This window comes from Humibacter ginsenosidimutans (assembly GCF_007859675.1).
Taxonomy (GTDB): domain Bacteria; phylum Actinomycetota; class Actinomycetes; order Actinomycetales; family Microbacteriaceae; genus Humibacter; species Humibacter ginsenosidimutans.
Map to the genome: position 1 here is coordinate 2,030,823 of NZ_CP042305.1, position 22,054 is coordinate 2,052,876.

31 protein-coding genes and 1 pseudogene are annotated in these 22,054 nt (G+C 67.0%); all 32 read right to left on the reverse strand.

What is annotated here, in order from left to right; genetic code table 11:
- Positions 1–46: 46 nt before the first annotated feature.
- Entirely contained in the window at positions 47–946 is a 900-nt protein-coding gene (gene truA / locus FPZ11_RS09380; protein WP_246846613.1) for a tRNA pseudouridine(38-40) synthase TruA, read from the reverse strand.
- A 52-nt stretch (positions 947–998) separates the two neighbouring features.
- Positions 999–2,306 (reverse strand): acyltransferase family protein, encoded by a 1,308-nt coding sequence (locus FPZ11_RS09385; protein ID WP_168203777.1) that lies wholly within the window; start codon positions 2,304–2,306, stop codon positions 999–1,001.
- Between the two features lie 154 nt (positions 2,307–2,460).
- Positions 2,461–3,070: pseudogene (gene rplQ, locus FPZ11_RS09390) on the reverse strand (50S ribosomal protein L17).
- 44 nt (positions 3,071–3,114) lie between these two features.
- Positions 3,115–4,104, reverse strand: coding sequence for a DNA-directed RNA polymerase subunit alpha (locus FPZ11_RS09395; protein ID WP_146320315.1), 990 nt, complete (start codon positions 4,102–4,104; stop codon positions 3,115–3,117).
- 115 nt (positions 4,105–4,219) lie between these two features.
- Positions 4,220–4,618, reverse strand: coding sequence for a 30S ribosomal protein S11 (rpsK, locus tag FPZ11_RS09400; protein ID WP_022900909.1), 399 nt, complete (start codon positions 4,616–4,618; stop codon positions 4,220–4,222).
- A gap of 40 nt (positions 4,619–4,658) precedes the next feature.
- Positions 4,659–5,033: a 30S ribosomal protein S13 gene (gene rpsM / locus FPZ11_RS09405; protein WP_146320317.1), complete on the reverse strand. Its 375-nt coding sequence runs from the start codon at positions 5,031–5,033 to the stop codon at positions 4,659–4,661.
- A gap of 246 nt (positions 5,034–5,279) precedes the next feature.
- Positions 5,280–5,396, reverse strand: a complete 117-nt coding sequence (gene rpmJ, locus FPZ11_RS09410) for a 50S ribosomal protein L36 (RefSeq protein ID WP_146320319.1) — start codon at positions 5,394–5,396, stop codon at positions 5,280–5,282.
- A gap of 90 nt (positions 5,397–5,486) precedes the next feature.
- Positions 5,487–5,708, reverse strand: coding sequence for a translation initiation factor IF-1 (gene infA / locus FPZ11_RS09415; protein ID WP_021759551.1), 222 nt, complete (start codon positions 5,706–5,708; stop codon positions 5,487–5,489).
- A 253-nt stretch (positions 5,709–5,961) separates the two neighbouring features.
- Entirely contained in the window at positions 5,962–6,843 is an 882-nt protein-coding gene (locus FPZ11_RS09420; protein WP_246846615.1) for an aminodeoxychorismate lyase, read from the reverse strand.
- A gap of 109 nt (positions 6,844–6,952) precedes the next feature.
- Entirely contained in the window at positions 6,953–8,302 is a 1,350-nt protein-coding gene (locus FPZ11_RS09425) for a choice-of-anchor A family protein (protein WP_146320321.1), read from the reverse strand.
- A gap of 269 nt (positions 8,303–8,571) precedes the next feature.
- Positions 8,572–10,161: a choice-of-anchor A family protein gene (locus FPZ11_RS09430; RefSeq protein WP_168203778.1), complete on the reverse strand. Its 1,590-nt coding sequence runs from the start codon at positions 10,159–10,161 to the stop codon at positions 8,572–8,574.
- Positions 10,162–10,379: 218 nt separating this feature from the next.
- Entirely contained in the window at positions 10,380–11,162 is a 783-nt protein-coding gene (gene map / locus FPZ11_RS09435) for a type I methionyl aminopeptidase (protein ID WP_146322807.1), read from the reverse strand.
- A gap of 59 nt (positions 11,163–11,221) precedes the next feature.
- Positions 11,222–11,857: an adenylate kinase gene (locus FPZ11_RS09440; RefSeq protein ID WP_146320325.1), complete on the reverse strand. Its 636-nt coding sequence runs from the start codon at positions 11,855–11,857 to the stop codon at positions 11,222–11,224.
- Positions 11,854–13,176 carry a preprotein translocase subunit SecY gene (secY, locus tag FPZ11_RS09445; protein WP_146320327.1) on the reverse strand — a complete coding sequence of 441 codons (1,323 nt, stop codon included), beginning with the start codon at positions 13,174–13,176 and terminating at the stop codon, positions 11,854–11,856. The genes FPZ11_RS09440 and secY overlap by 4 nt, the downstream gene beginning before the upstream one ends.
- Before the next feature lie 137 nt (positions 13,177–13,313).
- Positions 13,314–14,021: a 50S ribosomal protein L15 gene (rplO, locus tag FPZ11_RS09450; RefSeq protein WP_146320329.1), complete on the reverse strand. Its 708-nt coding sequence runs from the start codon at positions 14,019–14,021 to the stop codon at positions 13,314–13,316.
- Positions 14,021–14,203 (reverse strand): 50S ribosomal protein L30, encoded by a 183-nt coding sequence (gene rpmD, locus FPZ11_RS09455; RefSeq protein WP_210416002.1) that lies wholly within the window; start codon positions 14,201–14,203, stop codon positions 14,021–14,023. The genes rplO and rpmD overlap by 1 nt, the downstream gene beginning before the upstream one ends.
- Positions 14,203–14,892, reverse strand: a complete 690-nt coding sequence (gene rpsE, locus FPZ11_RS09460) for a 30S ribosomal protein S5 (RefSeq protein ID WP_210416031.1) — start codon at positions 14,890–14,892, stop codon at positions 14,203–14,205. The genes rpmD and rpsE overlap by 1 nt, the downstream gene beginning before the upstream one ends.
- Before the next feature lie 38 nt (positions 14,893–14,930).
- Positions 14,931–15,290 carry a 50S ribosomal protein L18 gene (gene rplR, locus FPZ11_RS09465; RefSeq protein ID WP_146320335.1) on the reverse strand — a complete coding sequence of 120 codons (360 nt, stop codon included), beginning with the start codon at positions 15,288–15,290 and terminating at the stop codon, positions 14,931–14,933.
- 2 nt (positions 15,291–15,292) lie between these two features.
- A complete protein-coding gene (rplF, locus tag FPZ11_RS09470; protein WP_146320337.1) occupies positions 15,293–15,829 on the reverse strand; it encodes a 50S ribosomal protein L6 in 537 nt (178 codons plus the stop codon).
- A gap of 4 nt (positions 15,830–15,833) precedes the next feature.
- A complete protein-coding gene (gene rpsH, locus FPZ11_RS09475; RefSeq protein WP_146320339.1) occupies positions 15,834–16,232 on the reverse strand; it encodes a 30S ribosomal protein S8 in 399 nt (132 codons plus the stop codon).
- A 124-nt stretch (positions 16,233–16,356) separates the two neighbouring features.
- Entirely contained in the window at positions 16,357–16,956 is a 600-nt protein-coding gene (gene rplE, locus FPZ11_RS09480; RefSeq protein ID WP_146320341.1) for a 50S ribosomal protein L5, read from the reverse strand.
- Positions 16,956–17,315 carry a 50S ribosomal protein L24 gene (gene rplX / locus FPZ11_RS09485; protein WP_146320343.1) on the reverse strand — a complete coding sequence of 120 codons (360 nt, stop codon included), beginning with the start codon at positions 17,313–17,315 and terminating at the stop codon, positions 16,956–16,958. Before rplX ends, rplE begins: the two co-directional genes overlap by 1 nt.
- Positions 17,316–17,318: 3 nt before the next feature.
- Positions 17,319–17,687, reverse strand: coding sequence for a 50S ribosomal protein L14 (rplN, locus tag FPZ11_RS09490; RefSeq protein WP_146320345.1), 369 nt, complete (start codon positions 17,685–17,687; stop codon positions 17,319–17,321).
- Between the two features lie 35 nt (positions 17,688–17,722).
- On the reverse strand, positions 17,723–18,055 hold the full coding sequence (rpsQ, locus tag FPZ11_RS09495) for a 30S ribosomal protein S17 (protein ID WP_146320347.1): 333 nt from the start codon (positions 18,053–18,055) through the stop codon (positions 17,723–17,725).
- Positions 18,055–18,375 (reverse strand): 50S ribosomal protein L29, encoded by a 321-nt coding sequence (gene rpmC, locus FPZ11_RS20080; protein WP_146320349.1) that lies wholly within the window; start codon positions 18,373–18,375, stop codon positions 18,055–18,057. Before rpmC ends, rpsQ begins: the two co-directional genes overlap by 1 nt.
- Positions 18,375–18,794, reverse strand: a complete 420-nt coding sequence (rplP, locus tag FPZ11_RS09505) for a 50S ribosomal protein L16 (protein WP_146320351.1) — start codon at positions 18,792–18,794, stop codon at positions 18,375–18,377. Before rplP ends, rpmC begins: the two co-directional genes overlap by 1 nt.
- A gap of 2 nt (positions 18,795–18,796) precedes the next feature.
- Complete coding sequence (gene rpsC, locus FPZ11_RS09510) at positions 18,797–19,558, reverse strand: 30S ribosomal protein S3 (RefSeq protein ID WP_146320353.1); 762 nt, start codon at positions 19,556–19,558, stop codon at positions 18,797–18,799.
- A complete protein-coding gene (rplV, locus tag FPZ11_RS09515; protein ID WP_146320355.1) occupies positions 19,558–19,923 on the reverse strand; it encodes a 50S ribosomal protein L22 in 366 nt (121 codons plus the stop codon). Before rplV ends, rpsC begins: the two co-directional genes overlap by 1 nt.
- Positions 19,924–19,949: 26 nt before the next feature.
- The gene (gene rpsS / locus FPZ11_RS09520) at positions 19,950–20,231 is read right to left on the reverse strand and encodes a 30S ribosomal protein S19 (protein WP_022900930.1); all 282 of its coding nucleotides are present in this window, start codon (positions 20,229–20,231) and stop codon (positions 19,950–19,952) included.
- A 13-nt stretch (positions 20,232–20,244) separates the two neighbouring features.
- Positions 20,245–21,084, reverse strand: coding sequence for a 50S ribosomal protein L2 (gene rplB, locus FPZ11_RS09525; protein WP_146320357.1), 840 nt, complete (start codon positions 21,082–21,084; stop codon positions 20,245–20,247).
- Positions 21,085–21,101: 17 nt separating this feature from the next.
- Positions 21,102–21,401, reverse strand: a complete 300-nt coding sequence (rplW, locus tag FPZ11_RS09530; RefSeq protein ID WP_146320359.1) for a 50S ribosomal protein L23 — start codon at positions 21,399–21,401, stop codon at positions 21,102–21,104.
- The gene (rplD, locus tag FPZ11_RS09535) at positions 21,401–22,051 is read right to left on the reverse strand and encodes a 50S ribosomal protein L4 (protein WP_146320361.1); all 651 of its coding nucleotides are present in this window, start codon (positions 22,049–22,051) and stop codon (positions 21,401–21,403) included. The genes rplW and rplD overlap by 1 nt, the downstream gene beginning before the upstream one ends.
- Between the last annotated feature and the right edge of the window lie 3 nt (positions 22,052–22,054).

The window sequence follows — 22,054 nt, forward strand, 5'->3', positions numbered from 1 at the left end:
GCGGGCTTCGCCCGCTCAGCGAGCAGGGCTTGTGGCCCGCCGCGCGTCACAGCACACGTCGCGCCCGCGTCTGCTCCGCCCTGGCCGCGAGCTCCGCCCCGTGCGGGTAGCCCACTTCCATGAGCGTCAGGCCCTTCGCCGGCATCACCTTGAACGCGCTCGTTCGCGTGCCCACGTCGCGCAGCAGCACGAGGTCATCGCCGTCCAGCCGGCCCTCGCCCACCGCGACGCAGGCGCCGACCAGCGCGCGCACCATGCTGTGACAGAACGCGTCGGCCTGCAGCCGAGCGACGAGCACGCCGTCCCCGTCGCGCGCCCAGCCGAACTCCTGCAGTGTGCGAATCGTGGTGGCGCCTTCACGCGGCTTGCAGTACGCGGCGAAGTCGTGCAGCCCGAGCAGTGTGCCGGCCGCTGCGTCCATCGCGTCGACGTCGAGCGTGGTCGGATGCCAGACCGTCGAGAACCTGTGCAGCGGGTTCTTCGGCGCCGCGGCATCCGCCACCCGGTACTCGTATCGCCTCCAGAGAGCCGAGAAGCGGGCGTCGAAGCCGGGCTCGGCCAGCTGTGCGCCTGTGACGATCACATCGGAGTCGGCGGGGCCGAGGATGCCCGTGAGCCGCCTGCGCAGGGCGGCGGCGGCATCCGCGTCGTCGGCCGCGTTGCGCGGCTTGCGCGGTCGCAGCAACGAGTTCGCCTGTGCCGCAGTGAGGTCGACGTGCGCGACCTGCCCGATGGCGTGCACGCCGGCATCCGTACGTCCAGCGACCGTCAGCGTCGGCGCCGGTTCGTGCCGGCGGAACAGCGTGTGCAGCGCTTCTTCGAGCACGCCCTGCACCGTGCGCAGGCCTGGCTGGCGCGCCCAGCCGTTGAAGTGCGTGCCGTCGTACGCGATGCCCAGCCGGATGCGCGTTGGCGATTCTGCCGCGTCCGTCGTCTCCGCCGTCACCTGGGACATTGTACGGACGTGCGATGACGGGCATCGTCGCGCGTCCCCGCTGTCACAGGTTGGCGGGCGCCGCCACACCCTCGCTCTCGCGGCGCGCACCGTTGCGAATCGCCACACCCGGTCCGCCGATCAGCAGTGCGATCACCGCGACCGTGACCATTGCCCACCCGGCTGCCGTGTATCCGAACGGCACATACCCGAAGAGCAGGAACACCGCGACGCCGGCGACCGCGAACGCCAGCCACACGATGACGGCACCGAGCGGCGTGCGGCGGACCGAAGGCGCAGGCCACAGGCGCTCCACACGCGGCACCACGAGGCAGCACAGTGCGACGATCGCCGCGATCGCGAGGATCCACAGCGGTCTGGTCGCCCACCAGGCCGGCGACAGGACGGGCGGGTACCGCAAGCCCAGCACGAGCTGCAACGAGACGACCACCGCCATCGCGAACGTGTGCCACAGGTAGATCACCATGCCGTAGACCCCGAGCACCACCACGGCGCCGAGAACGGCGCGACGGGTCATCGCGCGGCGGATGGCCGGCTGCAACAGAGCGAACAGGCACGCCTGTCCCAACGACAGACCGAGAATCGCCAGCGTCGGCGGATTGAGGTTGTCGAGCATGTCGTGCGAGTACCCGAAGACCACGACCAGCACCGCGATGAAGCCGTACGAAGCCGCCGCGATCGCAGCGAGCGTCCACCTGCTGCGCCGCTCGAACCATCCGTCACGGAGCCCGAACCCGAGCTGCTGGGCGAAGAGCCACACGAACAGCCAATTCAGGGCGCCCACCGGCACGTGAGCACCGCGGGCGAGCACGTCGACGAGTACCGCACCGGCGGCCAGCACGAGGTAGGTCGGATACGGTGCCCTGCTGTGCAGGCGACTCATCAACGGAACGAGGGCCGTGCAGATCAGATAGACCGGGATGAACCACAGCGGTTGGGCGAGGCGGATGGCGAACGACTGCACGAACGACGCATCCATGCCCGCCATCGTCATGCCTGCGAGCACGAGAGCGACGCAGGCGGTCAGCAGGACCACCGGCTTCGCGAGACGCACGGCACGAACACGCACGTAGTGGGCGACGGTCTCGCCGCGCCGTCGCAGCCGACGCCACTGGGTGATCGAGGCGAATCCGCCGCAGATGAAGAACACCGGCATGATCATCAACGGCCAGGTCGCCCACGCCAGGGGCTGAAAGCCCTGCAGCGCGTTGAAGGCACGCAGCGGGTCACCGCCGATGCCCATCTGCATGGCGTGCAGCAGCACGACGATCGGCAGGCAGAACGCCCGCGCGAAGTCGATCGACAGGTCGCGATCCTGCGGAACCGCCATCGGCGCTTTCACGGATGCCACGGGCATCCCCTCTCCCCGCGTCGGCGTGCGGTCACGTCATTGTGGCAGACACGGCGGTCTGCACGCGCCGCAGGCGAGCGGCTCTGTGCACAACGAACGGAACCCCCGGCATCCATCGGATGCTCGGGGGTTCCGTTCGCTGCGTGAGGTGCTGTTACTTGGCGTCCTCGCCGGCGTCGACGCTCTCGTCGTCGGTGTCGGTGGCCTCGACGGCCTCTTCGGACTCGTCGGCGCTTTCAGCCTTGACGGCCTCGCTCGCCGGGGTCTCCTCGACCTCGGTCGCAGCGGCGTCGTCGGTGGTCTCCTCGACGGCCTCGGCCTCTTCAGCGGCCTTGGCCGCCTCTTCGGCGGCGACCTTCGCGGCCGGCGACGGCGGGGCGGCCGGCGCCTTGCGCTTCGGGGTCACGGGCTCGAGCACCAGCTCGATGACCGCCATGGGCGCGTTGTCGCCCTTGCGGTTGCCGATCTTGGTGATGCGCGTGTAACCGCCCTGACGGTCGGCCACCTGGGGCGCGATCACGTCGAACAGCTCGTACACGACACCCTTGTCCTGGATGACGGACAGCACGCGACGACGCGCGTGCAGGTCGCCGCGCTTCGCGAACGTGATGAGACGCTCGGCCAGCGGGCGAACACGCTTCGCCTTGGTCTCGGTCGTGGTGATGCGCTTGTGCGTGAAGAGGGCTGCGGCCAGGTTCGCGAGCAGCAGGCGCTCGTGGGCAGGGCCGCCTCCGAGACGGGGGGCCCTTGGTGGGCTTAGGCATTGTGTTTCTCCGTTGTCAGTTCAGTGGGGTGGGGGCGAGACGAATCAGCGGTACTCGTCGTCGCCTGCGCTGTAGAAGTGGGAGCCGTCGAACCCGGGAACAGAGTCCTTGAGCGACAGGCCCATCTCCGTCAGCTTGTCCTTCACCTCATCCACGGACTTCTGACCGAAGTTGCGGATGTTCATGAGCTGCGTCTCGGAGAGCGAGACCAGTTCGCTGACGTTGTTGATTCCCTCACGCTTGAGGCAGTTGTACGACCGCACCGACAGCTCGAGGTCCTCGATGGGCATCGAGAGCTCGGAGCTGAGCACGGCGTCGACCGGCGCGGGGCCGATCTCGATGCCCTCCGCCTGGTTGTTCAGCTCGCGGGCGAGACCGAACAGCTCGGTGAGGGTGCGACCGGCGGAGGCGATGGCATCCCGGGGGCTGATCGCCGGCTTGGTCTCCACGTCGACCACGAGGCGGTCGAAGTCGGTGCGCTCACCAGCACGCGTGGCCTCCACGCGGTAGGTGACCTTGAGCACCGGCGAGTAGATGGAGTCGATCGGGATCTGACCGGCCTCGCTGTACTCGTTGCGGTTCTGCTGAGCCGAGACGTAGCCGCGACCGCGCTCGATGGTCAGCTCGACCTCGAAGCGCGCGTTCTCGTTGAGCGTGGCGATGACCAGCTCGGGGTTGTGGATCTCCACGCCCGCCGGAGCCGAGATGTCGGCAGCCGTGACCTCGCCGCTGCCCGTCTTGCGCAGGTAGGCGGTGATCGGCTCGTCGTGCTCGCTGGAGACGACGAGACCCTTGATGTTGAGGATGATCTCGGTGACATCCTCCTTCACGCCCGGGATGGTCGTGAACTCGTGCAGCACGCCGTCGATGCGGATGCTCGTGACCGCTGCGCCCGGAATGGACGACAGCAGGGTGCGGCGCAGCGAGTTGCCGAGCGTGTAGCCGAAGCCCGGCTCGAGCGGCTCGATGACGAACCGCGAGCGGAATTCGGAGATGTTCTCTTCGGTGAGCGTGGGGCGCTGTGCGATGAGCACTGTTGATTCCTTTCGGCCAAGCGTCCGCTATATGACGCTTGCTCTGTACAGGTTTTGAGTTATGCACGCGCTGTATCGGGATGCCGCGGTGCTGGCATCCCGATACAGGAGAGAACTAGACGCGACGACGCTTCGGCGGGCGGCAGCCGTTGTGCGCCTGCGGGGTCACATCGTTGATCGAGCCCACCTCGAGGCCGGCGGCCTGAAGCGAACGGATGGCGGTCTCGCGGCCCGATCCCGGACCCTTGACGAAGACGTCGACCTTCTTCATGCCGTGCTCCTGCGCCTGGCGAGCAGCCGACTCGGCGGCCAGCTGCGCGGCGAACGGGGTCGACTTGCGCGAGCCCTTGAAGCCGACGCCACCGGAGGACGCCCAGCTGATCACGGCGCCGTTGGTGTCGGTGATGGAGACGATCGTGTTGTTGAACGTCGACTTGATGTGGGCCTGGCCCACGGCGATGTTCTTCTTTTCCTTCTTGCGCGGCTTGCGGACAGCCGACTTGGGTGCAGCCATGTTTTTCCTACTCCTGAGATCTCGAAGCGCTGGCGGTGGCCTAGCGGGCCTTCTTCTTGCCGGCGACGGTGCGCTTCGGTCCCTTGCGGGTGCGCGCGTTGGTCTTGGTGCGCTGACCGCGCACGGGCAGGCCGCGACGGTGGCGCAGGCCCTGGTACGAGCCGATCTCGACCTTGCGGCGGATGTCGGCGGCCACCTCGCGGCGCAGGTCACCCTCCACCTTGAAGTTGCCCTCGATGTAGTCGCGCAGGGCGACCAGCTGGTCGTCGGTGAGATCCTTCACGCGGATGTCACCAGAGATCCCGGTCTCCTTCAGAGTCTGAAGAGCGCGGGTGCGGCCGATGCCGTAGATGTAGGTGAGGGAGACCTCCACGCGCTTCTCGCGCGGGATGTCAACGCCTGCCAGACGTGCCATTTCGGCTTCTCCTGTTGTTCAGGTGGAGGTGTGGAACAGCATCGGTGCCCGGGCCTCCAACCCGAGGTGTCCCCCGCTGAAGCGGGTTCTGATGCTGCAGTTGTTCGATATTGAGTTATGCCCGGATGCCACGGCACCCGGAAGTCGTGTGCTCCACCTCTGCGTGTTGCTGCGCTGCCCCGTCGCGATCGCTTGCGATCGTGATCAGCGGCACTGCCTCGCAAGCACCACAAGCAGAGGCGGGGCCTAACCCTGGCGCTGCTTGTGGCGCGGGTTGCTCGAGCAGATGACCATCACGCGGCCGTTGCGGCGGATGACGCGGCAGTGCTCGCAGATGGGCTTGACGGAGGGCTTGACCTTCATGAGTGATTCCTTATTCGCTGTCGTCGTGCGCCACGACACGCGGATGCTCCGCGCACGTCGCCGTGGGCCGTTACTTTTCGGGACTGCTGCTTACTTGTAGCGATAGACGATGCGGCCACGGGTGAGGTCGTAGGGGCTCAACTCCACGATCACGCGGTCCTCGGGAAGGATGCGGATGTAGTGCTGACGCATCTTGCCCGAGATGTGGGCCAGAACCTTGTGTCCGTTGGTGAGCTCAACACGGAACATCGCGTTGGGCAGCGCCTCGACCACAGATCCCTCGATCTCGATTACGCCGTCTTTTTTGGCCATAGCCTCACTATCGCTTCAGGCACTGCAGTGCCGGTCGTGCGGTGGATGGACGGTGTCGATTCCACCCCCGAGAAACCTCGAGAGGGCGCACCGCGAAACGGGTGCAAGACACCAAAGATCTATCGTAGGCCATACGGCGCGTCTTCGCCACTCGGCTCCATCGCCCCCTACAATCCCGGCTTCCGCGATGCTTTCGGCCTCCGGCGCGTCCCTACAGACTGGCGGCGGAAGAGGCGCCGATGGAACCCGCGGCTCAGTCCTCGCGTGCGAGCAGCGCGGCGTTCATCTCACGGGTGAGCTGAAGGTCGATGGGCTTCGGCACGTCGTCGATGGCGGTGATCGGAGCCGCGAGGCGCACGCTCGAGACCAGCCACGCGGCATCCGCGCTGCCCAGGTCTGCGACGGGGACCAGCGCTTCCTGTGTGCGCAGCCCGCGGGCCTGCGCGAACGCGAAGACGCTGAGCTGGCTGGTGCCCGGCAGGATGCCGATGTCGGTTCGCGGGGTCACGATGCTGTCCCCGAATCGCAGGATCACCGTCGCCGTCGGCGCCTCCATGACGAAACCGTCCGAGCTGACGAAGATGACGTCGTCGGCGCCACGACGGTGCGCCTCGCGGAGTGCCGCCATGTTGACGGCGTACGACAGGGTCTTCGCCCCTGGGAGCAGCCACGGTGCCCGCGCAGCGACATCGCTCGCGTATCCCCTGTCGAGCGTGACCACGCGAACGCCGGTCTCGCGCTCCGCGAAGTCGCTGCTCGATGCCGTGGCGACGATCCACCCTGTCGGGGTGTTCGTTCCTTCCACGCCTCTGGTCAGCACGACCTTGATGCCGCCCTGCCGATCGGTGGGGAGGGATGCCGCCGCCACCTCGATCGCGCGCCGCCACTGTGCGACGTTCGGCTCGGGCAGCTCGAGCAGAGCCGCCGAGTTCACCAGCCGTGCGACGTGCGCGTCGACGGCCTGCGGATGCCCACCGACAACGCCGAGCGTCTCGAACACGCCGTCACCACGCGACGCCCCGAGGTCGCGCACGTCGAGCGTCGGTGCTGCGGAGTCGAAACGGTGGATCGTGGCATCCAGGTCGACCGACTCCGGCGCACGCGCCGGCAGCACATCGATCATGAGAATCGGCATGGGGTGCAGCCTACCCGCGGCGCTCAGCGCCGATGATCTGACGGGGGCCGCGGCGACACCGCGACCCCCGTCAGGTCACTCCGTCGGCCCGGCGAACACGGGGCCGCTGTCAGGCACGACGCCTGCGACGCACGATGGATGCTCCGGCAACGCCCGCACCGCCGAGGAGCACGACGCCCGCCGCGACGATCAGCGCGGGCACCGCGTCGGAGCCGGTCTTGGCGAGCCCTGCGCTGGCCGCGGGGGTGGCGTAGGGCGCCGTGAGCGGAGCGGTGCTCGAGGCATCCGGAGTGTCCGACTGCCGCGCGGCAGGGGTGGTCGAGTCGCCGGTCGGCGTCGAGCCATCATTCGTCGTGGGCGTCTCAGCCGGAGGGGTGCTCGTGCCCGGAGTCGAGGGCGTGTCGGTCTGCGAGCACCCGAGGCCCTTGCCGCCGATCCAGGGGTAGTTGTGGATCTCGTTGCCGATGCCGTGCATGGTGATGTCGCCGCCGACGTACAGTCGCCCGTTGAGGCTGGCCGTGACATCCACGCTCGCCTTCGGGGCGAGGATGCTGCCCACGATCTGGCTCGAGCCGCCGAGCGTCACCACCGTGGCGGCCGGGAAGTTCCACAACACCCGCGAGGCCGTGGTGCCGAACAGGGTGGTGGTGCCCTGCTCCGCCGCATTGTCCGCCCGATTCGCTCCGACCGCGATGTAGTTCGGAGAGAAGACGGCAGAACCGGAGCCGGTCACGTCGACGACCACCGACGATCCGACCGGAAGGCTCTCGAACGTCACGGCCTGCACACCGCTCAGCTGCGAGACCGTGATGTCGAAGACCTGCTGGCTCGCGGAGGACGTGCTGGTGAAGGTGACGGAGTCGCCGCTCACCGTGGTCGTTCCGGTCGTCGTCTCCGAGCTCAGCGACCCGGCGAGCGAGCCGATCGCCGACGACAGGCCCGAGAACGGCGCGAGTGCGTTCGCGTCGTGCTGCTTCAGCGTTCCGCCGTCGGTCTCGAGCGTGCCGGAGACCGCGCCGGCGACATCCACGCCTCCGCCGTCGGGGTGACCGACCTCCACGGTCGAGCCGGAGCCGACGGTGACGTCACCGCCGGAAGCGAGCATGAGACCCTTTGCCGGCGGCACGATGCCCGACCCGGCGCCCACGACGCCGAGGTTGAAGTAGCCGCTGGCGAAGGATGCTCCGCCACCGGTGACCATGAGACCCTCGGACTCGGCGGCGCCGCCCTTCGCGGAGAACGTTCCTCCCGCGTACACGGCAACACCGGTGTCGGTGAACAGCGGGTCGTTGCCGATACCGGGAGCCTGCGTGCCTGCGGGGCACGAGGCCGACTGCCCCGGCGCAGCGAACGCCGGAGAGGCCGTGAACAGAGTGCCGCAGGCGATGACGGAGAGTGCCGCGGCGGCGGACAGCGCGCGAGCGCGCGGGCGCGAAAGGGCGCGGGAAACGACAGGCATGGTAAGCGCTTTCGAGTCAGATGCCGGCGCAGGGCTGCGCGACACGAGGGGCTGGTTCGGGAGCGAGAACGACTCAGGCGGGTGTCGTCATCTGTTTTGCTAGCGTTCCTAACAAACTCCTCAAGCTTATCGGACTTCGGGGTCGGTGAGAAATGCTCGCCGCCGATGTCCGGCCCCTATCCGGGTGGCCGCAGGCGTGACAGTTCGTAGCGGGCCGGCCCCGGTCCGAAGACCCGGGTCGACCCGCTGCGAACGAAAGCGGCTGCTGCCTACGCGTGGCGCTTGTGCGCCCGCAGCGCGAGCACCGCACCGATCGCGGCGGCTATCCCCGCCAGCACGGCGGCGAACGTCGCCCCCGTCGTGTCGGAACCCGTGTCGGCGAGTGCACCGTTGCATCCACCGCCGCCGGGAGCGGCCGGTGTGGAGGGCGTCGTCGGCGTGGTGGTCGGCGTGGTCGTCGGCGTCGGGGTCGGCGTGCACGTCGGAGTCGGTGTCGGCGTGGTGGGGGTGGGCGTCGGTGTCGGCGTCACGGTCGACAGAGTGTTCGTCACCGTCACGACCTCGATCGTCTCCGGATCATCGGAGATGGTCACGCCGTCGGCCGGATCGATCGTCGGGTTGGTCGCCCATTCGGCCCCGTCCACCGCGGGTGGGGCGTTCTCCTTCACCGTGCAGACGTAACCGACGGGAATGCCGCTGATGGTCGTCTGGTTGCCGGCCGTGGTGCTCCAGGTGCCGCTGATCGGCAGCCCCTCGCGCTCGAGGCCCGGCACGCAGCTGTAGGTGCCGCTGAAGGCGAGCGTTGGGTCGAGCTCCACGCCGTCGGGGTTCGAGACCTTCTTCGCCACCGCGAAGCTGCCCGTCGGCGTCTCATCGCCGGGACCGCAGAACGGGAAGTTGTGCAGCTCGTTGCCGACGCCGTTCATCGTGATGTCGCCGCCGACATAGATGCGGCCGTTGGTGCTCGCCGTGATGGTCGTGGTGGCGTACGGCGCGAACACCGAGCCGAGGATCTGGCTCGAGCCGTCGAGCGTGAGGTCGGTGGCACTCTCGAAGTTCCATGCCAGGTGGCTGGAGACCTCGGCGAAGAGCTTCGTGCCCAGCACGTCGGCGCGCACGCCGTTCACGCTGTAGTAGTTCGGCTGCAGCGTGGCCGTCGTGGCGGGCCCGGTGACGTTCACGACGACGGATGCACCGGTCGGGATGTCGTTGAAGTAGAGCTCCTTCACGTTCGCCAGGTCGGAGGCTGTGATCGTGAAGTACTGCGCCGAAGCGGTCGAGGTGCTCGTGAACGTCGCCTGGTCTCCGGCCACCGCCGTGCTGCCCGTGATGGCCTGACCCGCATAGTGCTGGGAGTCGCTGATCAGCCCCGAGCCGAACGACGACCAGGTGCTCGTCGCCGCCGTGCCCATGTTCTGGGTGAGCGTGCCGCCATTCGTGGCGATCGCCGAAGGGTTGCTGGCGGTGCCTCCCACGTTCACCGACCCGCCGTAGTTGCTGGCGACGTCGATCCTGTTGGTTCCCGGAGTGGAGATGTCGTTGCCCACAGCGAGCATCACGTCGTTCTGCGCGGGAACGTAATCCGACCCGCCGACGACCACGCCCACGTTGAACAGCCCGTCGGGGTTCTTGGCAACGGTCATGCCGCCCATGGCGACGAGCAGACCTTCGGACTCCGCGGCATTGTTCTCCGCGGTGAAGTCGCCTCCCGTGTAGACCGCGACGCCGGAGTCCGTCGTGCCGTCAGGCACCGTTCCGCCATCGGTCCAGGCCGGACAGTCGGCGGCCTGCACGACGGCGTTCGCCGGCAAGGTGCCGAGCATCACACCGCCGGCCGTGATGATGAGCCCGGCGGTCACGCCGGCTCCCAGCTTGAACAAGCGACGGCGTCTCTTTGCGCCGGCAACCTTCCTCATGTTTCCCCCTCGGGTCGGGTGCGCATCATGCCCGTCCGGCACCATTGCCGTGACAGACACAGATGTCTAGGCTACCGCGAGCCATTCGGCGCGCCGAGTAGACCGCATCCCCCACGGGGGCCGCCTCGCCGATGCGACGAAGCCTTCGAGGCTCACCGGCCTCAGGCGGGAGCCACCGGCGTGATGCCGAACTGCGCCAGTCCGGCCGCCCCGCCGTCGTGCGCGGTGAGCACCCAGATGCCACCCTTGTGCACGGCGACGGAATGCTCCCAGTGCGCCGCCGACGAGCCGTCTTCGGTGGCGACGGTCCAGCCGTCGTCGCGCACATACGTGTCCGCCGACCCCGACACCACCATGGGCTCGATCGCCACCACGAGCCCAGGGCGCACCTCCGGGCCCCTCTGCCGAACGCTGTAGTTGAAGACCGGCGGGGCCTCGTGCATGCGTCGGCCGATGCCGTGACCGACGTAGTCGGTCAGAATGCCGTACTCCCCCTGCGAGAGGATGTACGCCTCGATCGCGTCTCCCACCTCGTTCAGGTGGGATGCCTGCGCCAGCGCCGCGATCCCGTGCCACAGCGACTGCTCGGTCACCTCGCTCAGTGCGCGACGCTTGGCCACCAGGTCGGGACGTTCAGGATCGTCGAGCACCACGGTGAACGCCGCGTCGCCGTTCCAGCCGCCCAGGATCGCGCCCGAGTCGACGGACAGGATGTCCCCGGCCTCCAGAACACGCTCACCCGGAATGCCGTGCACGACCTCGTCGTTCACCGACGCGCAGATCGTGTGCCGGTAGCCGGGCTCCAGCTTGAAGTTCGGCTTGCCGCCGCGCGCTTCGATGGCCTGCTCGGCAGCAGCATCCAACTGCAAGGTCGTGACGCCCGGCTGCACGAGCGCGCGCACGGCGTCGAGGCTGTCGGCGGTCGCCAGCCCCGGCTCGCGCATCAGCGCGAGCTGGGCGGGCGACTTGTAGATCGAGGAGCGGATGCCGCGCACGCGTCGCCTCAGGCCGCTGCGGGGTCGCCGGCGACACCGATGCCGCGCGCCGCCAGTGCCTCGCGAATGCGGGCGGCCACCTCGTCGACGCCGCCGATGCCGTCCACCTCGACGAGCAGGCCGCGACCGCGATAGATGTCGATGATGGGCGCCGTCTGCTCGTTGTAGACGTTCTGGCGGTGCCGGATGGCCTCTTCGGTGTCGTCGGCACGACCCTGCTCATGGGCACGGTGGGTCAGGCGGCGCACCAGTTCGTCTTCGTCGGCGGTGAGCCGCACGACGGCCTCGAGAGCGCCGTCCTGCGCGAGCAGCTCGTCGAGGAAGCGCACCTGGTCCGCCGTGCGCGGGTAGCCGTCGAGAAGGAACCCCTTGGCGCAGTCGGACTCCGAGAGGCGCTGCGCGACGAGCTGGTTCGTGAGCTCGTCGGGAACGTAGTCACCGGCATCCACGATCGCCTGCACCTTGAGGCCGAGCTCGGTCTTGTGCGTGATGTGGTGGCGGAAGATGTCGCCCGTCGAGATCGCCGGAATGCCGAACGCCTCGGCGATGTAGGCGGCCTGGGTTCCCTTGCCGGACCCGGGAGGGCCGACGATCAGGAGCCTGGCTCCGCGTTCCCGGTTGGTCTCTTCGTGCGATCCGCTCAACGCAGCAACCCTTCGTAGTGCCTCTGCTGAAGTTGCGAGTCGATCTGCTTGACCGTCTCGAGTCCCACACCGACGATGATCAGGATCGAGGTGCCGCCGAACATGAAGTTCTGACTGGTGCCGAGCAGAGCGAACGCCACCAGCGGGATGAGCGCGACGATCGCCAGATAGATCGACCCGGGCAGCGTGATGCGCGTGAGCACGTAGTCGAGGTATTCGGCGGTCGGACGGCCGGCCCGGATTCCCGGGATGAAGCCGCCGTACTTCTTCATGTTGTCGGCGACCTCTTCGGGGTTGAAGGTGATCGCGACGTAGAAGTAGGTGAACCCGATGATCAGCAGCGCGTAGATCAACATGTACAGCGGGTGGTCACCCTTGGTGAGATAGTTCTCGACCCAGTTCACCCACGGCGCGGGCTCCTTGCCGGCGGCCGGCTGGTTGAACTGCGCGATCAGGGCGGGAAGGTACAAGAGGCTCGAGGCGAAGATCACCGGGATGACGCCGGCCATGTTCACCTTGATCGGAATGTAGGTGTTGTTGCCGCCGTATGTGCGCCGGCCGACCATGCGCTTCGCGTACTGCACCGGGATGCGCCGTTGCGACTGCTCGACGAAGACGACGGCCGCGACGATGAAGAGGCCGATCACGATCACGACGAGGAAGACCTCGAAGCTCTGCGACTGCTCGACGGCCCAGAGCGAGCTCGGGAACTGCGCGGCGATCGACGTGAAGATCAGCAGCGACATGCCGTTGCCGATGCCCTTCTCCGTGACCAGCTCGCCCATCCACATGATGAGGCCGGTGCCCGCCGTCATGGTGACGACCATGAGCAGAACGGCGTACCACGAGTCATCCGTGATGAGCTGCGAGCACTGCGAGGTGCTGTTCGACCCGAACAGCGCGCCGCTGCGGGCGACGGTGATGAGGGTCGTGGACTGCAGCACGCCGAGGGCGATGGTGAGGTAGCGGGTGTACTGCGTCAGCTTCGACTGACCCGCCTGACCCTCTTTGTACAGGGTCTCGAAGTGCGGGATGACGACCCGCAGCAGCTGGACGATGATCGATGCCGTGATGTACGGCATGATGCCCAGCGCGAAGATGGAGAGTTTCAGCAGCGCACCGCCGCTGAACAGGTTGACCAGCTCGTAGAGGCCGGTCGTGCCCTGGTTCGCCTGCAGACACGCCTGCACGTTGCTGAAGTCGACGAACGGGGTGGGGATGAACGAACCCAACCGGAAAAGCGCGATGATCCCGATCGTGAAGCCGATCTTGCGGCGAAGGTCCGGCGTACGGAAGATCCGCCCGATGGCGTTGAACAATTCAGGTCCTGCTTTCGGTTCGAGGAGCCCCCGTGGGGTGGAGCTTCAAGAAGTCAGTCGGGTGGCCGAGTTGGCCACCCGACTGGACTACTTTACTCAGGTGTTTCGGATGCTAAGAATCCGGCAGCTGCGAAGAGCTACTTGACCGAACCCCCGGCAGCGAGGATCTTCTGCTCGGCGGAACCGGAGACCTTGTCGACCTCCACGTTCAGCTTCACCGAGATCTCGCCATTGCCGAGAACCTTGACCTTCTCGTTCTTGCGCACCGCGCCCTTGGCGACCAGGTCGCTCACGGTCACGTCGCCGCCCGAGGGGTAGAGCTCGGCGAGCTTCTCGAGGTTGACCACCTGGTACTCGACGCGGAACGGGTTCTTGAACCCGCGCAGCTTCGGCGAACGCATGTGGAACGGCAGCTGGCCACCCTGGAAGCCCGGACGCACCTGGTAGCGCGCCTTCGTTCCCTTGGTACCGCGGCCGGCGGTCTTACCCTTCGAGCCCTCACCACGTCCGACGCGGGTGCGGTCCTTCTTGGCACCGGCCGCCGGGCGCAGGTGGTGCACCTTGAGGACCTGAGGACGTGCCACCACGTCGGCAGTGTCCTTCTTGGCTGCGGGCTTCTTCGCGGCAGGCTTCTCGGCCTTCGCGTCGTCGGCCTTCGCGGATGCCTTGGCCGGCGCCTTCTTGGCCGGAGCCTTGGCGTCGTCCTTGGCAGCCGGAGCCTTGGCGGTGGTCGCCTTGGCCGCAGCGGGCTTCTTCTCGGCCGCCGGCTTCGCAGCGGTCTTCTTCTCGGCGGCGGGGGCGGACGCGGCCTTGGTGGCCTTCTCGTCCTTCTTCTCGTCGGCCATTAGTCGATCTCCTCAACCTTCACCAGGTGAGCGACGGTCTTGACGTACCCGCGGTTCTGCGGGGTGTCCTCGCGGACCACGACATCGCCGATGCGCTTCAGACCCAGGCTGCGAAGGGTGTCGCGCTGGTTCTGCTTCTCGCTCACTTTGGACTTGATCTGGGTCACCTTGAGCTGCGCCATTATGCACCAGCCTTCGCGGATCGGGCCGCCTCGGCGGCCTCAGCCTCGGCACGCAGCAGGCGGGCGGGCGCGACCTCGTCGAAGTCGAGCCCACGACGGGCAGCAACGGCACGAGGCTCCTCGAGCTGCTGCAGCGCCTCAACGGTGGCGTGCACGATGTTGATGGTGTTCGACGAACCGAGCGACTTGCTCAGCACGTCGTGGATGCCTGCGCACTCGAGAACCGCGCGCACCGGACCACCGGCGATGACACCGGTACCGGCGCCGGCCGGACGCAGCAGGACGACACCGGCGGCCGCCTCACCCTGCACCGGGTGCGGGATGGTGCTGCCGACGCGAGGAACGCGGAAGAAGTTCTTCTTCGCCTCTTCGACGCCCTTCGAGATCGCCAGTGGCACCTCACGGGCCTTGCCGTAGCCGACACCGACCATGCCGTTGCCGTCGCCCACCACGACAAGCGCGGTGAAGCTGAAGCGGCGACCGCCCTTGACCACCTTCGAGACGCGGTTGATGGTCACAACGCGCTCGAGGAACTGGCTCTTGTCGGCGTCGCGGCCACCACGGTCGCGGCCCTGGTTGCGGTCGCGTCCGCCGCGGCGGTTGTCACGGCCGTCGCGGGCGTCACGGCTCGTGGTGTCCGTGCCCGCCGCGGTCTCGACCGGCTTCTCCGCAGTCGTCTGCTCGGGCACGTCCTGCCCCTTCTTCTCGCTCTCGCGCTCTACTTCACTCACAGGCTCAGCCCACCTTCCCGGGCTCCATCGGCGATCGCCGCTACGCGACCGGCGTACTTGTTGCCGCCGCGGTCGAAGACGACCTCGTCGATGCCGGCCTTCTTCGCACGCTCGGCGACCAGCTCGCCGACCTTGCGGGCCTTGGCGGTCTTGTCACCGTCGAACGAACGGAGGTCGGCCTCGAGGGTCGACGCCGAAGCAAGGGTGTGGCCCTTGGAGTCGTCGACGACCTGCACGAAGACGTGACGCGCGGAGCGGGTCACGACCAGGCGCGGACGCGCAGCCGTGCCCACGACCTTCTTGCGAAGGCGCGCGTGCCGGCGGTCGCGTGCCGCTGACTTTGTCTTGACGCTCATGCTTACTTACCAGCCTTTCCGGCCTTGCGGCGGACGACCTCGCCTGCGTAGCGGATGCCCTTGCCCTTGTACGGTTCCGGCTTCTTGATCTTGCGGATGTTCGCAGCGGTCTCGCCGACGGCCTGCTTGTCGATGCCGGCGACGGTGACCTTGTTGTTGCCCTCGACCGTCAACGTGATGCCCGCGGGGGGCTCGACGAGGACCGGGTGCGAGAAGCCGAGTGCGAACTCGATGGACGAGCCCTTCTGGGCCACGCGGTAACCGGTTCCGACGATCTCAAGGCCCTTGGAGTAGCCCTGGGTCACGCCGATGATCTGGTTGTTGATGAGGGTGCGGGTCAGGCCGTGCAGCGAACGCGAGTTGCGCTCGTCGTCGGGGCGGGTGACGAGCACCTGGTTCTCTTCGAGCTTGACGCTGATCGGCTGGGCCACGGTGAGCGACAGCTCGCCCTTCGGGCCCTTGACCGTCACGTCCTGCCCGTCGACCTTGACGTCGACGCCGGCAGGGATGTCGATGGGGAGTCTTCCGATTCGGGACATCTTGTTACCACACGTAGGCGAGGACTTCCCCGCCGACGCCCTTCTTCTCGGCCTCGCGGTCCGTGAGCAGACCGGAGGAGGTGGACAGGATGGCGACCCCGAGGCCGCCGAGCACGCGGGGCAGCTCGGTGGACTTCGCGTAAACGCGCAGGCCGGGCTTCGAGACGCGCTTGATGCCGGCGATGGAGCGCTCGCGGTTCGGGCCGAACTTGAGGTTCAGCGTGAGGGTCTGGCCGACCCGGGCGTCTGCGACGGCCCAGTCGGAGATGTAACCCTCGTTCTTGAGGATCTCGGCGATGTGCGCCTTGAGCTTCGAGTTCGGCATCGACACGGTGTCGTGGTACGCCGAATTCGCGTTGCGCAGTCTGGTCAGCATGTCTGCGACCGGATCTGTCATGGTCATGGATTGTTTCCTTTGTTCACCTGGTTTCGCTGACCTTTACAAGAACAGCGACCATCGATGGTCTGCCGACCGGGTGGCCGGCAGTGGTGCCGGGCGGGACGAACCCGCCCGGCAAGTTGTGCACTCAGTCGTTCGACTTGAACGGGAAGCCGAGCGCCTTGAGCAGCGCGCGACCCTCGTCATCCGTCTGCGCGGTGGTGACGACGGTGATGTCGAAGCCGCGGACGCGGTCGATCTTGTCCTGGTCGATCTCGTGGAAGATCGACTGCTCCTGCACGCCGAACGTGTAGTTGCCGTGGCCGTCGAACTGACGGTCGGACAGGCCGCGGAAGTCGCGGATGCGCGGCAGCGCCAGCGAGAGCAGACGGTCGAGGAACTCCCACGCCCGGTCGCCGCGCAGCGTGACGTGCGCACCGATGGGCTGACCCTCGCGCAGCTTGAACTGCGCGATGGACTTGCGGGCCTTCGTGACCTGCGGCTTCTGACCGGTGATCTTCGTGAGGTCGGCGATCGCACCGTCGATGATCTTGCCGTCACGGGCAGCATCGCCGACACCGCTGTTCACCACGACCTTGACCAGGCCGGGGATCTGGTGAACGTTGCTGTAGCCGAACTGCTCCTTGAGCTGGGCCTGGATCTCGTTCTTGTACTTCTGCTTGAGGCGCGGCTGGACCCTGTCGTTCGAGGGCGCGCCAGCCTGCGCGGCAGTTGCGGTGTCGGTCATTACAGGTCCTTACCTGACTTCTTGGCGTAGCGGACGCGGACGGTCTTGGTCACGCCGTCCTTCGTCACCTTCTCCTCGCGGAAGCCCACGCGGGTCGGCTTCTTGGTCTCGGGGTCGACCAGCGCCACGTTCGACACGTGGATCGGAGCCTCGTGCGTCTCAAGACCACCGGTCTTGGCGCCGCGCTGGGTCTGACCGACCTTCACGTGCTTCGTGACGTAGTTCACGCCCTCGACGATGACGCGGTTCTGGTCGACGAGCACCTCGATGACCTTGCCCTGCTTGCCGCGGTCTCCGCCGCGGGCCTGGCTCGGACCCGAGATGACCTGCACCAGGTCACCCTTCTTGATGTTCGCCATGGATCAGATCACCTCCGGCGCCAGCGAGATGATCTTCATGAACCTCTTGTCGCGCAGTTCGCGACCGACCGGTCCGAAGATGCGGGTGCCACGGGGGTCACCGTCGCTCTTCAGGATCACTGCGGCGTTCTCATCGAACTTGATGTACGAGCCGTCTGCACGGCGCGTCTGCTTCACGGTGCGGACGATGACCGCCTTGACGACGTCGCCCTTCTTCACGTTGCCGCCGGGGATGGCGTCTTTCACGGTCGCGACGATGACATCGCCGAGGCCCGCGTACTTGCGCTTCGAGCCACCGAGAACGCGAATCGTGAGCAACTCCTTGGCGCCGGTGTTGTCGGCAACCTTGAGTCGGGATTCCTGCTGAATCACTTCTTACAACTCCTTGTCACAAGCAAGCCAGAGGCTTACTTGGCCTTCTCGAGGATCTCGACCAGGCGCCAGCGCTTCGTGGCGCTGTACGGACGGGTCTCGCTGATGGTGACGAGGTCGCCGATGCCGGCGGTGTTGTTCTCGTCGTGCACCTTCACCTTGTTGGTGCGGCGGATGACCTTGCCGTACAGCGGGTGCTTCACGCGGTCCTCGACCTCGACGACGATGGTCTTGTCCATCTTGTCGCTGACGACGTAGCCGCGGCGGCCCTTGCGGTAACCGCGAGCCGCGGCATCCTTCACGTCGTGTTCGGCGTGCTCGTGACCGGCCGGAGCGGCGGTCTCAGCCTGTGCCTTGGTGGCAGCCATTACTCCGCCTCCTCCTTCGTCTCGGCCTCTGCCTCAGCGGCGGCGGCCTTCTTGCTGGTCTTCTTCGCGGCCTTCGCGGGAACCTCGAGCGGAGCCGGGGTCGCACGGATGCCCAGCTCGCGCTCACGGATGACCGTGTAGATGCGAGCGATGTCGCGCTTGACGGCGCGCAGGCGGCCGTGGCTCTCGAGCTGGCCGGTCGCGGACTGGAAGCGCAGGTTGAACAGCTCTTCCTTGGCCTTCTTCAGCTCGTCGACGAGCTTCTCGTCGTCGAACGTGTCGAGCTCGGTGGGGACGAGCTCCTTGGATCCGATAGCCATTACGCGTCTCCCTCCTCGCGCTTGATGATGCGTGCCTTGAGGGGCAGCTTGTGGATGGCACGGGTGAGTGCCTCGCGGGCCAGCGTCTCGTTGACGCCGGCGACCTCGAAGAGCACGCGGCCCGGCTTGACGTTGGCGACCCACCACTCGGGCGAACCCTTACCGGAACCCATGCGGGTTTCGGCCGGCTTCTTGGTGAGTGGACGGTCGGGGTAGATGTTGATCCACACCTTGCCGCCACGCTTGATGTGACGCGTCATGGCGATACGAGCGGACTCGATCTGACGGTTCGTCACGTAAGCGGGGGTCAGGGCCTGGATGCCGAACTCGCCGAAGGTGACCTTCGTGCCACCGGTCGCCTGGCCGCTACGGCCGGGGTGGTGCTGCTTGCGGTGCTTGACTCTGCGGGGAATCAACATGGTTATGCACTGGCTCCTTCTGCCGCGGGGGCCTCGGCCTGCTGCGCGCGGGGCGCACGGCGGGGGCGGTCGCTGCGGTCGGGGCGGCCGGACTTGGCGGCGGCCTGCTCGCGAGCGAGTTCCTTGTTGGTGATGTCGCCCTTGTAGATCCAGACCTTCACGCCGATGCGGCCGAAGGTGGTCTTGGCCTCGTAGAAGCCGTAGTCGATGTTCGCGCGCAGCGTGTGCAGCGGCACACGACCCTCGCGGTAGAACTCCGACCGGCTCATCTCCGCGCCGCCGAGGCGACCGGACACCTGGATGCGCACACCCTTGGCACCGGCGCGCTGGGCACCCTGCAGACCCTTGCGCATCGCACGGCGGAACGCCACGCGGGCGCTCAGCTGCTCGGCGATGCCCTGGGCGACGAGCTGGGCATCCGCCTCGGGGTTCTTCACCTCGAGGATGTTCAGCTGGATCTGCTTGCCGGTGAGCTTCTCGAGGTCGGCGCGGATGCGCTCGGCCTCTGCACCACGACGACCGATCACGATGCCCGGGCGCGCGGTGTGGATGTCCACACGCACGCGGTCACGGGTGCGCTCGATCTCGATGCGCGAGACGCCGGCACGGTCAAGCTGCGTCTGAAGCAGCTTGCGGATCTTGACGTCCTCGGCGATGTAGTCGGCGTAACGCTGACCGGGCTTCGTCGAGTCCGAGAACCAACGCGACACGTGGTCCGTCGTGATGCCCAGACGGAAGCCGTACGGGTTGACCTTCTGACCCATTACTTCGTCCCCTCGTCAGGTGTGGCCAGCACAACGGTGATGTGGCTGGTGCGCTTGTTGATGCGGAACGCACGGCCCTGAGCGCGCGGCTGGAACCGCTTGAGCGTCGTTCCCTCGTCGACGAAGGCACGGCTCACATAGAGGTCGCGCTCGTCGAGGTACTGGTTCGTTGCGTCGGCCTTGACCCGGGCATTCGCGATCGCGGATGCCACGAGCTTGTAGACCGGCTCGCTCGCGCCCTGCGGGGCGAACTTCAGGATGGCCAGGGCCTCCTGCGCCTGCTTGCCGCGGATCAGGTTGACGACGCGACGAGCCTTCTGAGGCGTAACGCGGATGTGTCGCACGCGTGCGATCGACTCCACCATGTCTTTCTCCTCCTTATGTCACCGCGTCAGCGGCGACGACCCTTCTTGTCGTCCTTCACGTGTCCCCGGAAGGTGCGGGTCGGGGCGAACTCCCCGAGCTTGTGGCCGACCATCGTCTCGGTGACGAAGACCGGGATGTGCTTGCGTCCGTCGTGCACGGCGATCGTGTGGCCGAGCATGGCCGGCACGATCATCGAACGACGCGACCACGTCTTGATGACGTTCTTGCTGCCGGACTCGTTCGCGCGAACCACCTTGGTAAGCAGGTGCTCGTCGACGAAGGGGCCCTTCTTGAGACTGCGAGGCATCTTCTACTAACTCCTACTTGCGCTTCTTGCCAGCGTTGCGGCGGCGGACGATCAGCTTGTCGCTTTCCTTGTTCGGGTGACGCGTGCGGCCTTCCTTCTGGCCCCACGGGCTGACCGGGTGACGACCACCGGAGGTCTTGCCCTCACCACCACCGTGCGGGTGGTCGATCGGGTTCATCGCGACACCACGGACGGTCGGGCGAACGCCCTTCCACCGCATGCGGCCGGCCTTGCCCCAGTTGATGTTCGACTGCTCGGCGTTGCCGACCTCGCCGATGGTGGCGCGGCAGCGGGCATCCACGTTGCGGATCTCGCCGGAGGGCATGCGCAGCTGGGCGTAGGGGCCGTCCTTGGCGACGAGGCGAACGGATGCTCCGGCGGAGCGGGCGATCTTCGCGCCCCCACCCGGCTTGAGCTCGATCGCGTGGATCACGGTACCGGTCGGGATGTTGCGCAGCGGCAGGTTGTTGCCGGGCTTGATGTCCGCGTTCGGGCCCGACTCCACGATGTCGCCCTGCTTGAGCTTGTCGGGAGCGATGATGTAGCGCTTGGTGCCGTCCACGAAGTGCAGCAGCGCGATGCGTGCCGTGCGGTTCGGGTCGTACTCGATGTGCGCGACCTTGGCGTTGACGCCGTCCTTGTCATTGCGACGGAAGTCGATGACGCGGTACTGGCGCTTGTGGCCACCACCGATGTGACGGGTCGTGATGCGGCCCTGGTTGTTGCGTCCACCGGTCTTCGACAGGGGGCGGAGCAGCGACTTCTCGGGCGTCGATCGGGTGATCTCGGCGAAGTCGGCAACGGACGAACCACGGCGGCCCGGGGTCGTCGGCTTGTACTTGCGAATAGCCATTGTTGTTCCCTTGCTCCTTAGCCGACAGCCGTGAAGATGTCGATGGAACCGGACTTGAGGGTGACGATGGCGCGCTTGGTGTCCTTGCGCTTGCCGACGCCGTAACGGGTGCGGCGCGTCTTGCCCTGACGGTTCAGAGTGTTGACGGATGCGACCTCGACCTTGAAGATCTTCTCGATCGCGAGCTTGATCTCGGTCTTGTTCGAGCGGGGGTCGACGAGGAAGGTGTACTTGCCCTCGTCGATGAGCGAGTAGCTCTTCTCGGACACGACCGGGGCGATGATGATGTCGCGCGGGTCCTTGTTGATGGCGGCCATTACGCGTTCACCTCTTCCTTCTTCGTCTTGGAAGCGACGAACGAGTCGAACGCACCCTTGGTGAAGACGATGTCGTCGGAGACGAGCACGTCGTACGCGTTGAGCTGGTCGAACGCGAGCGTGTGCACCGTCGGGATGTTGCGAACGCTCTTCACGCCCGTCTCGTCGCCACGCTCGGTGACGACGAGCACGTGCTTGGAGGTCGCGATGGTGGTCAGCAGCGCGATGGCATCCTTCGTCGACGGCGCGTCGCCGGCGATCAGGGACTCCACCACGTGGATGCGCTCGCCACGAGCGCGGTCGCTGAGCGAACCGAGCAGGGCTGCGGCGATCATCTTCTTGGGGGTGCGCTGCGAGTAGTCGCGGGGTGTCGGGCCGTGCACGATGCCACCACCGGTCATCTGCGGGGCGCGGATCGAACCCTGGCGGGCGCGACCTGTGCCCTTCTGCTTGAACGGCTTACGGCCTGCACCGGAGACCTCGCCACGGTTCTTGGTCTTGTGGGTGCCCTGGCGCGCCGCGGCGAGCTGCGCCACGACGACCTGGTGGATCAGCGGAACGTTCACCTGAACGTCGAAGATCTCCGCGGGCAGCTCGACGGAACCGGTCTTCTTGCCGGTGACGTCGAGAACGTCGATCGAGGTAGCCATGTG

Bases quoted from the DNA above. Each gene is read 5' to 3' on its own strand.
- rplP (WP_146320351.1), bottom strand. From the start codon at position 18,794: ATGTTGATTCCCCGCAGAGTCAAGCACCGCAAGCAGCACCACCCCGGC.
- rpsQ (WP_146320347.1), bottom strand. From the start codon at position 18,055: ATGGCTGCCACCAAGGCACAGGCTGAGACCGCCGCTCCGGCCGGTCAC.
- rplF (WP_146320337.1), bottom strand. From the start codon at position 15,829: ATGTCCCGAATCGGAAGACTCCCCATCGACATCCCTGCCGGCGTCGAC.
- rplB (WP_146320357.1), bottom strand. From the start codon at position 21,084: ATGGCTATTCGCAAGTACAAGCCGACGACCCCGGGCCGCCGTGGTTCG.
- rpsM (WP_146320317.1), bottom strand. From the start codon at position 5,033: ATGGCACGTCTGGCAGGCGTTGACATCCCGCGCGAGAAGCGCGTGGAG.
- infA (WP_021759551.1), bottom strand. From the start codon at position 5,708: ATGGCCAAAAAAGACGGCGTAATCGAGATCGAGGGATCTGTGGTCGAG.
- rpmD (WP_210416002.1), bottom strand. From the start codon at position 14,203: ATGGCGCAGCTCAAGGTGACCCAGATCAAGTCCAAAGTGAGCGAGAAG.
- rplV (WP_146320355.1), bottom strand. From the start codon at position 19,923: ATGGTGGAGTCGATCGCACGCGTGCGACACATCCGCGTTACGCCTCAG.
- map (WP_146322807.1), bottom strand. From the start codon at position 11,162: ATGCGCGAGCCGGGGCTGGCGACCGCCGACAGCCTCGACGCCGTGCGC.
- rpmJ (WP_146320319.1), bottom strand. From the start codon at position 5,396: ATGAAGGTCAAGCCCTCCGTCAAGCCCATCTGCGAGCACTGCCGCGTC.
- rplX (WP_146320343.1), bottom strand. From the start codon at position 17,315: ATGGCGAACATCAAGAAGGGTGACCTGGTGCAGGTCATCTCGGGTCCG.
- rpsS (WP_022900930.1), bottom strand. From the start codon at position 20,231: ATGCCTCGCAGTCTCAAGAAGGGCCCCTTCGTCGACGAGCACCTGCTT.
- rplR (WP_146320335.1), bottom strand. From the start codon at position 15,290: ATGAGCGTCAAGACAAAGTCAGCGGCACGCGACCGCCGGCACGCGCGC.
- rplW (WP_146320359.1), bottom strand. From the start codon at position 21,401: ATGGCCGCCATCAACAAGGACCCGCGCGACATCATCATCGCCCCGGTC.
- rpsK (WP_022900909.1), bottom strand. From the start codon at position 4,618: ATGGCTGCACCCAAGTCGGCTGTCCGCAAGCCGCGCAAGAAGGAAAAG.
- rplE (WP_146320341.1), bottom strand. From the start codon at position 16,956: ATGACCGACACCGCAACTGCCGCGCAGGCTGGCGCGCCCTCGAACGAC.
- FPZ11_RS09425 (WP_146320321.1), bottom strand. From the start codon at position 8,302: ATGCCTGTCGTTTCCCGCGCCCTTTCGCGCCCGCGCGCTCGCGCGCTG.
- rplD (WP_146320361.1), bottom strand. From the start codon at position 22,051: ATGGCTACCTCGATCGACGTTCTCGACGTCACCGGCAAGAAGACCGGT.
- rpsH (WP_146320339.1), bottom strand. From the start codon at position 16,232: ATGACCATGACAGATCCGGTCGCAGACATGCTGACCAGACTGCGCAAC.
- rplO (WP_146320329.1), bottom strand. From the start codon at position 14,021: ATGGCCGACGAGAAGAAGGACGAGAAGGCCACCAAGGCCGCGTCCGCC.
- rpsC (WP_146320353.1), bottom strand. From the start codon at position 19,558: ATGGGTCAGAAGGTCAACCCGTACGGCTTCCGTCTGGGCATCACGACG.
- rpmC (WP_146320349.1), bottom strand. From the start codon at position 18,375: ATGGCTATCGGATCCAAGGAGCTCGTCCCCACCGAGCTCGACACGTTC.
- FPZ11_RS09420 (WP_246846615.1), bottom strand. From the start codon at position 6,843: ATGCCGATTCTCATGATCGATGTGCTGCCGGCGCGTGCGCCGGAGTCG.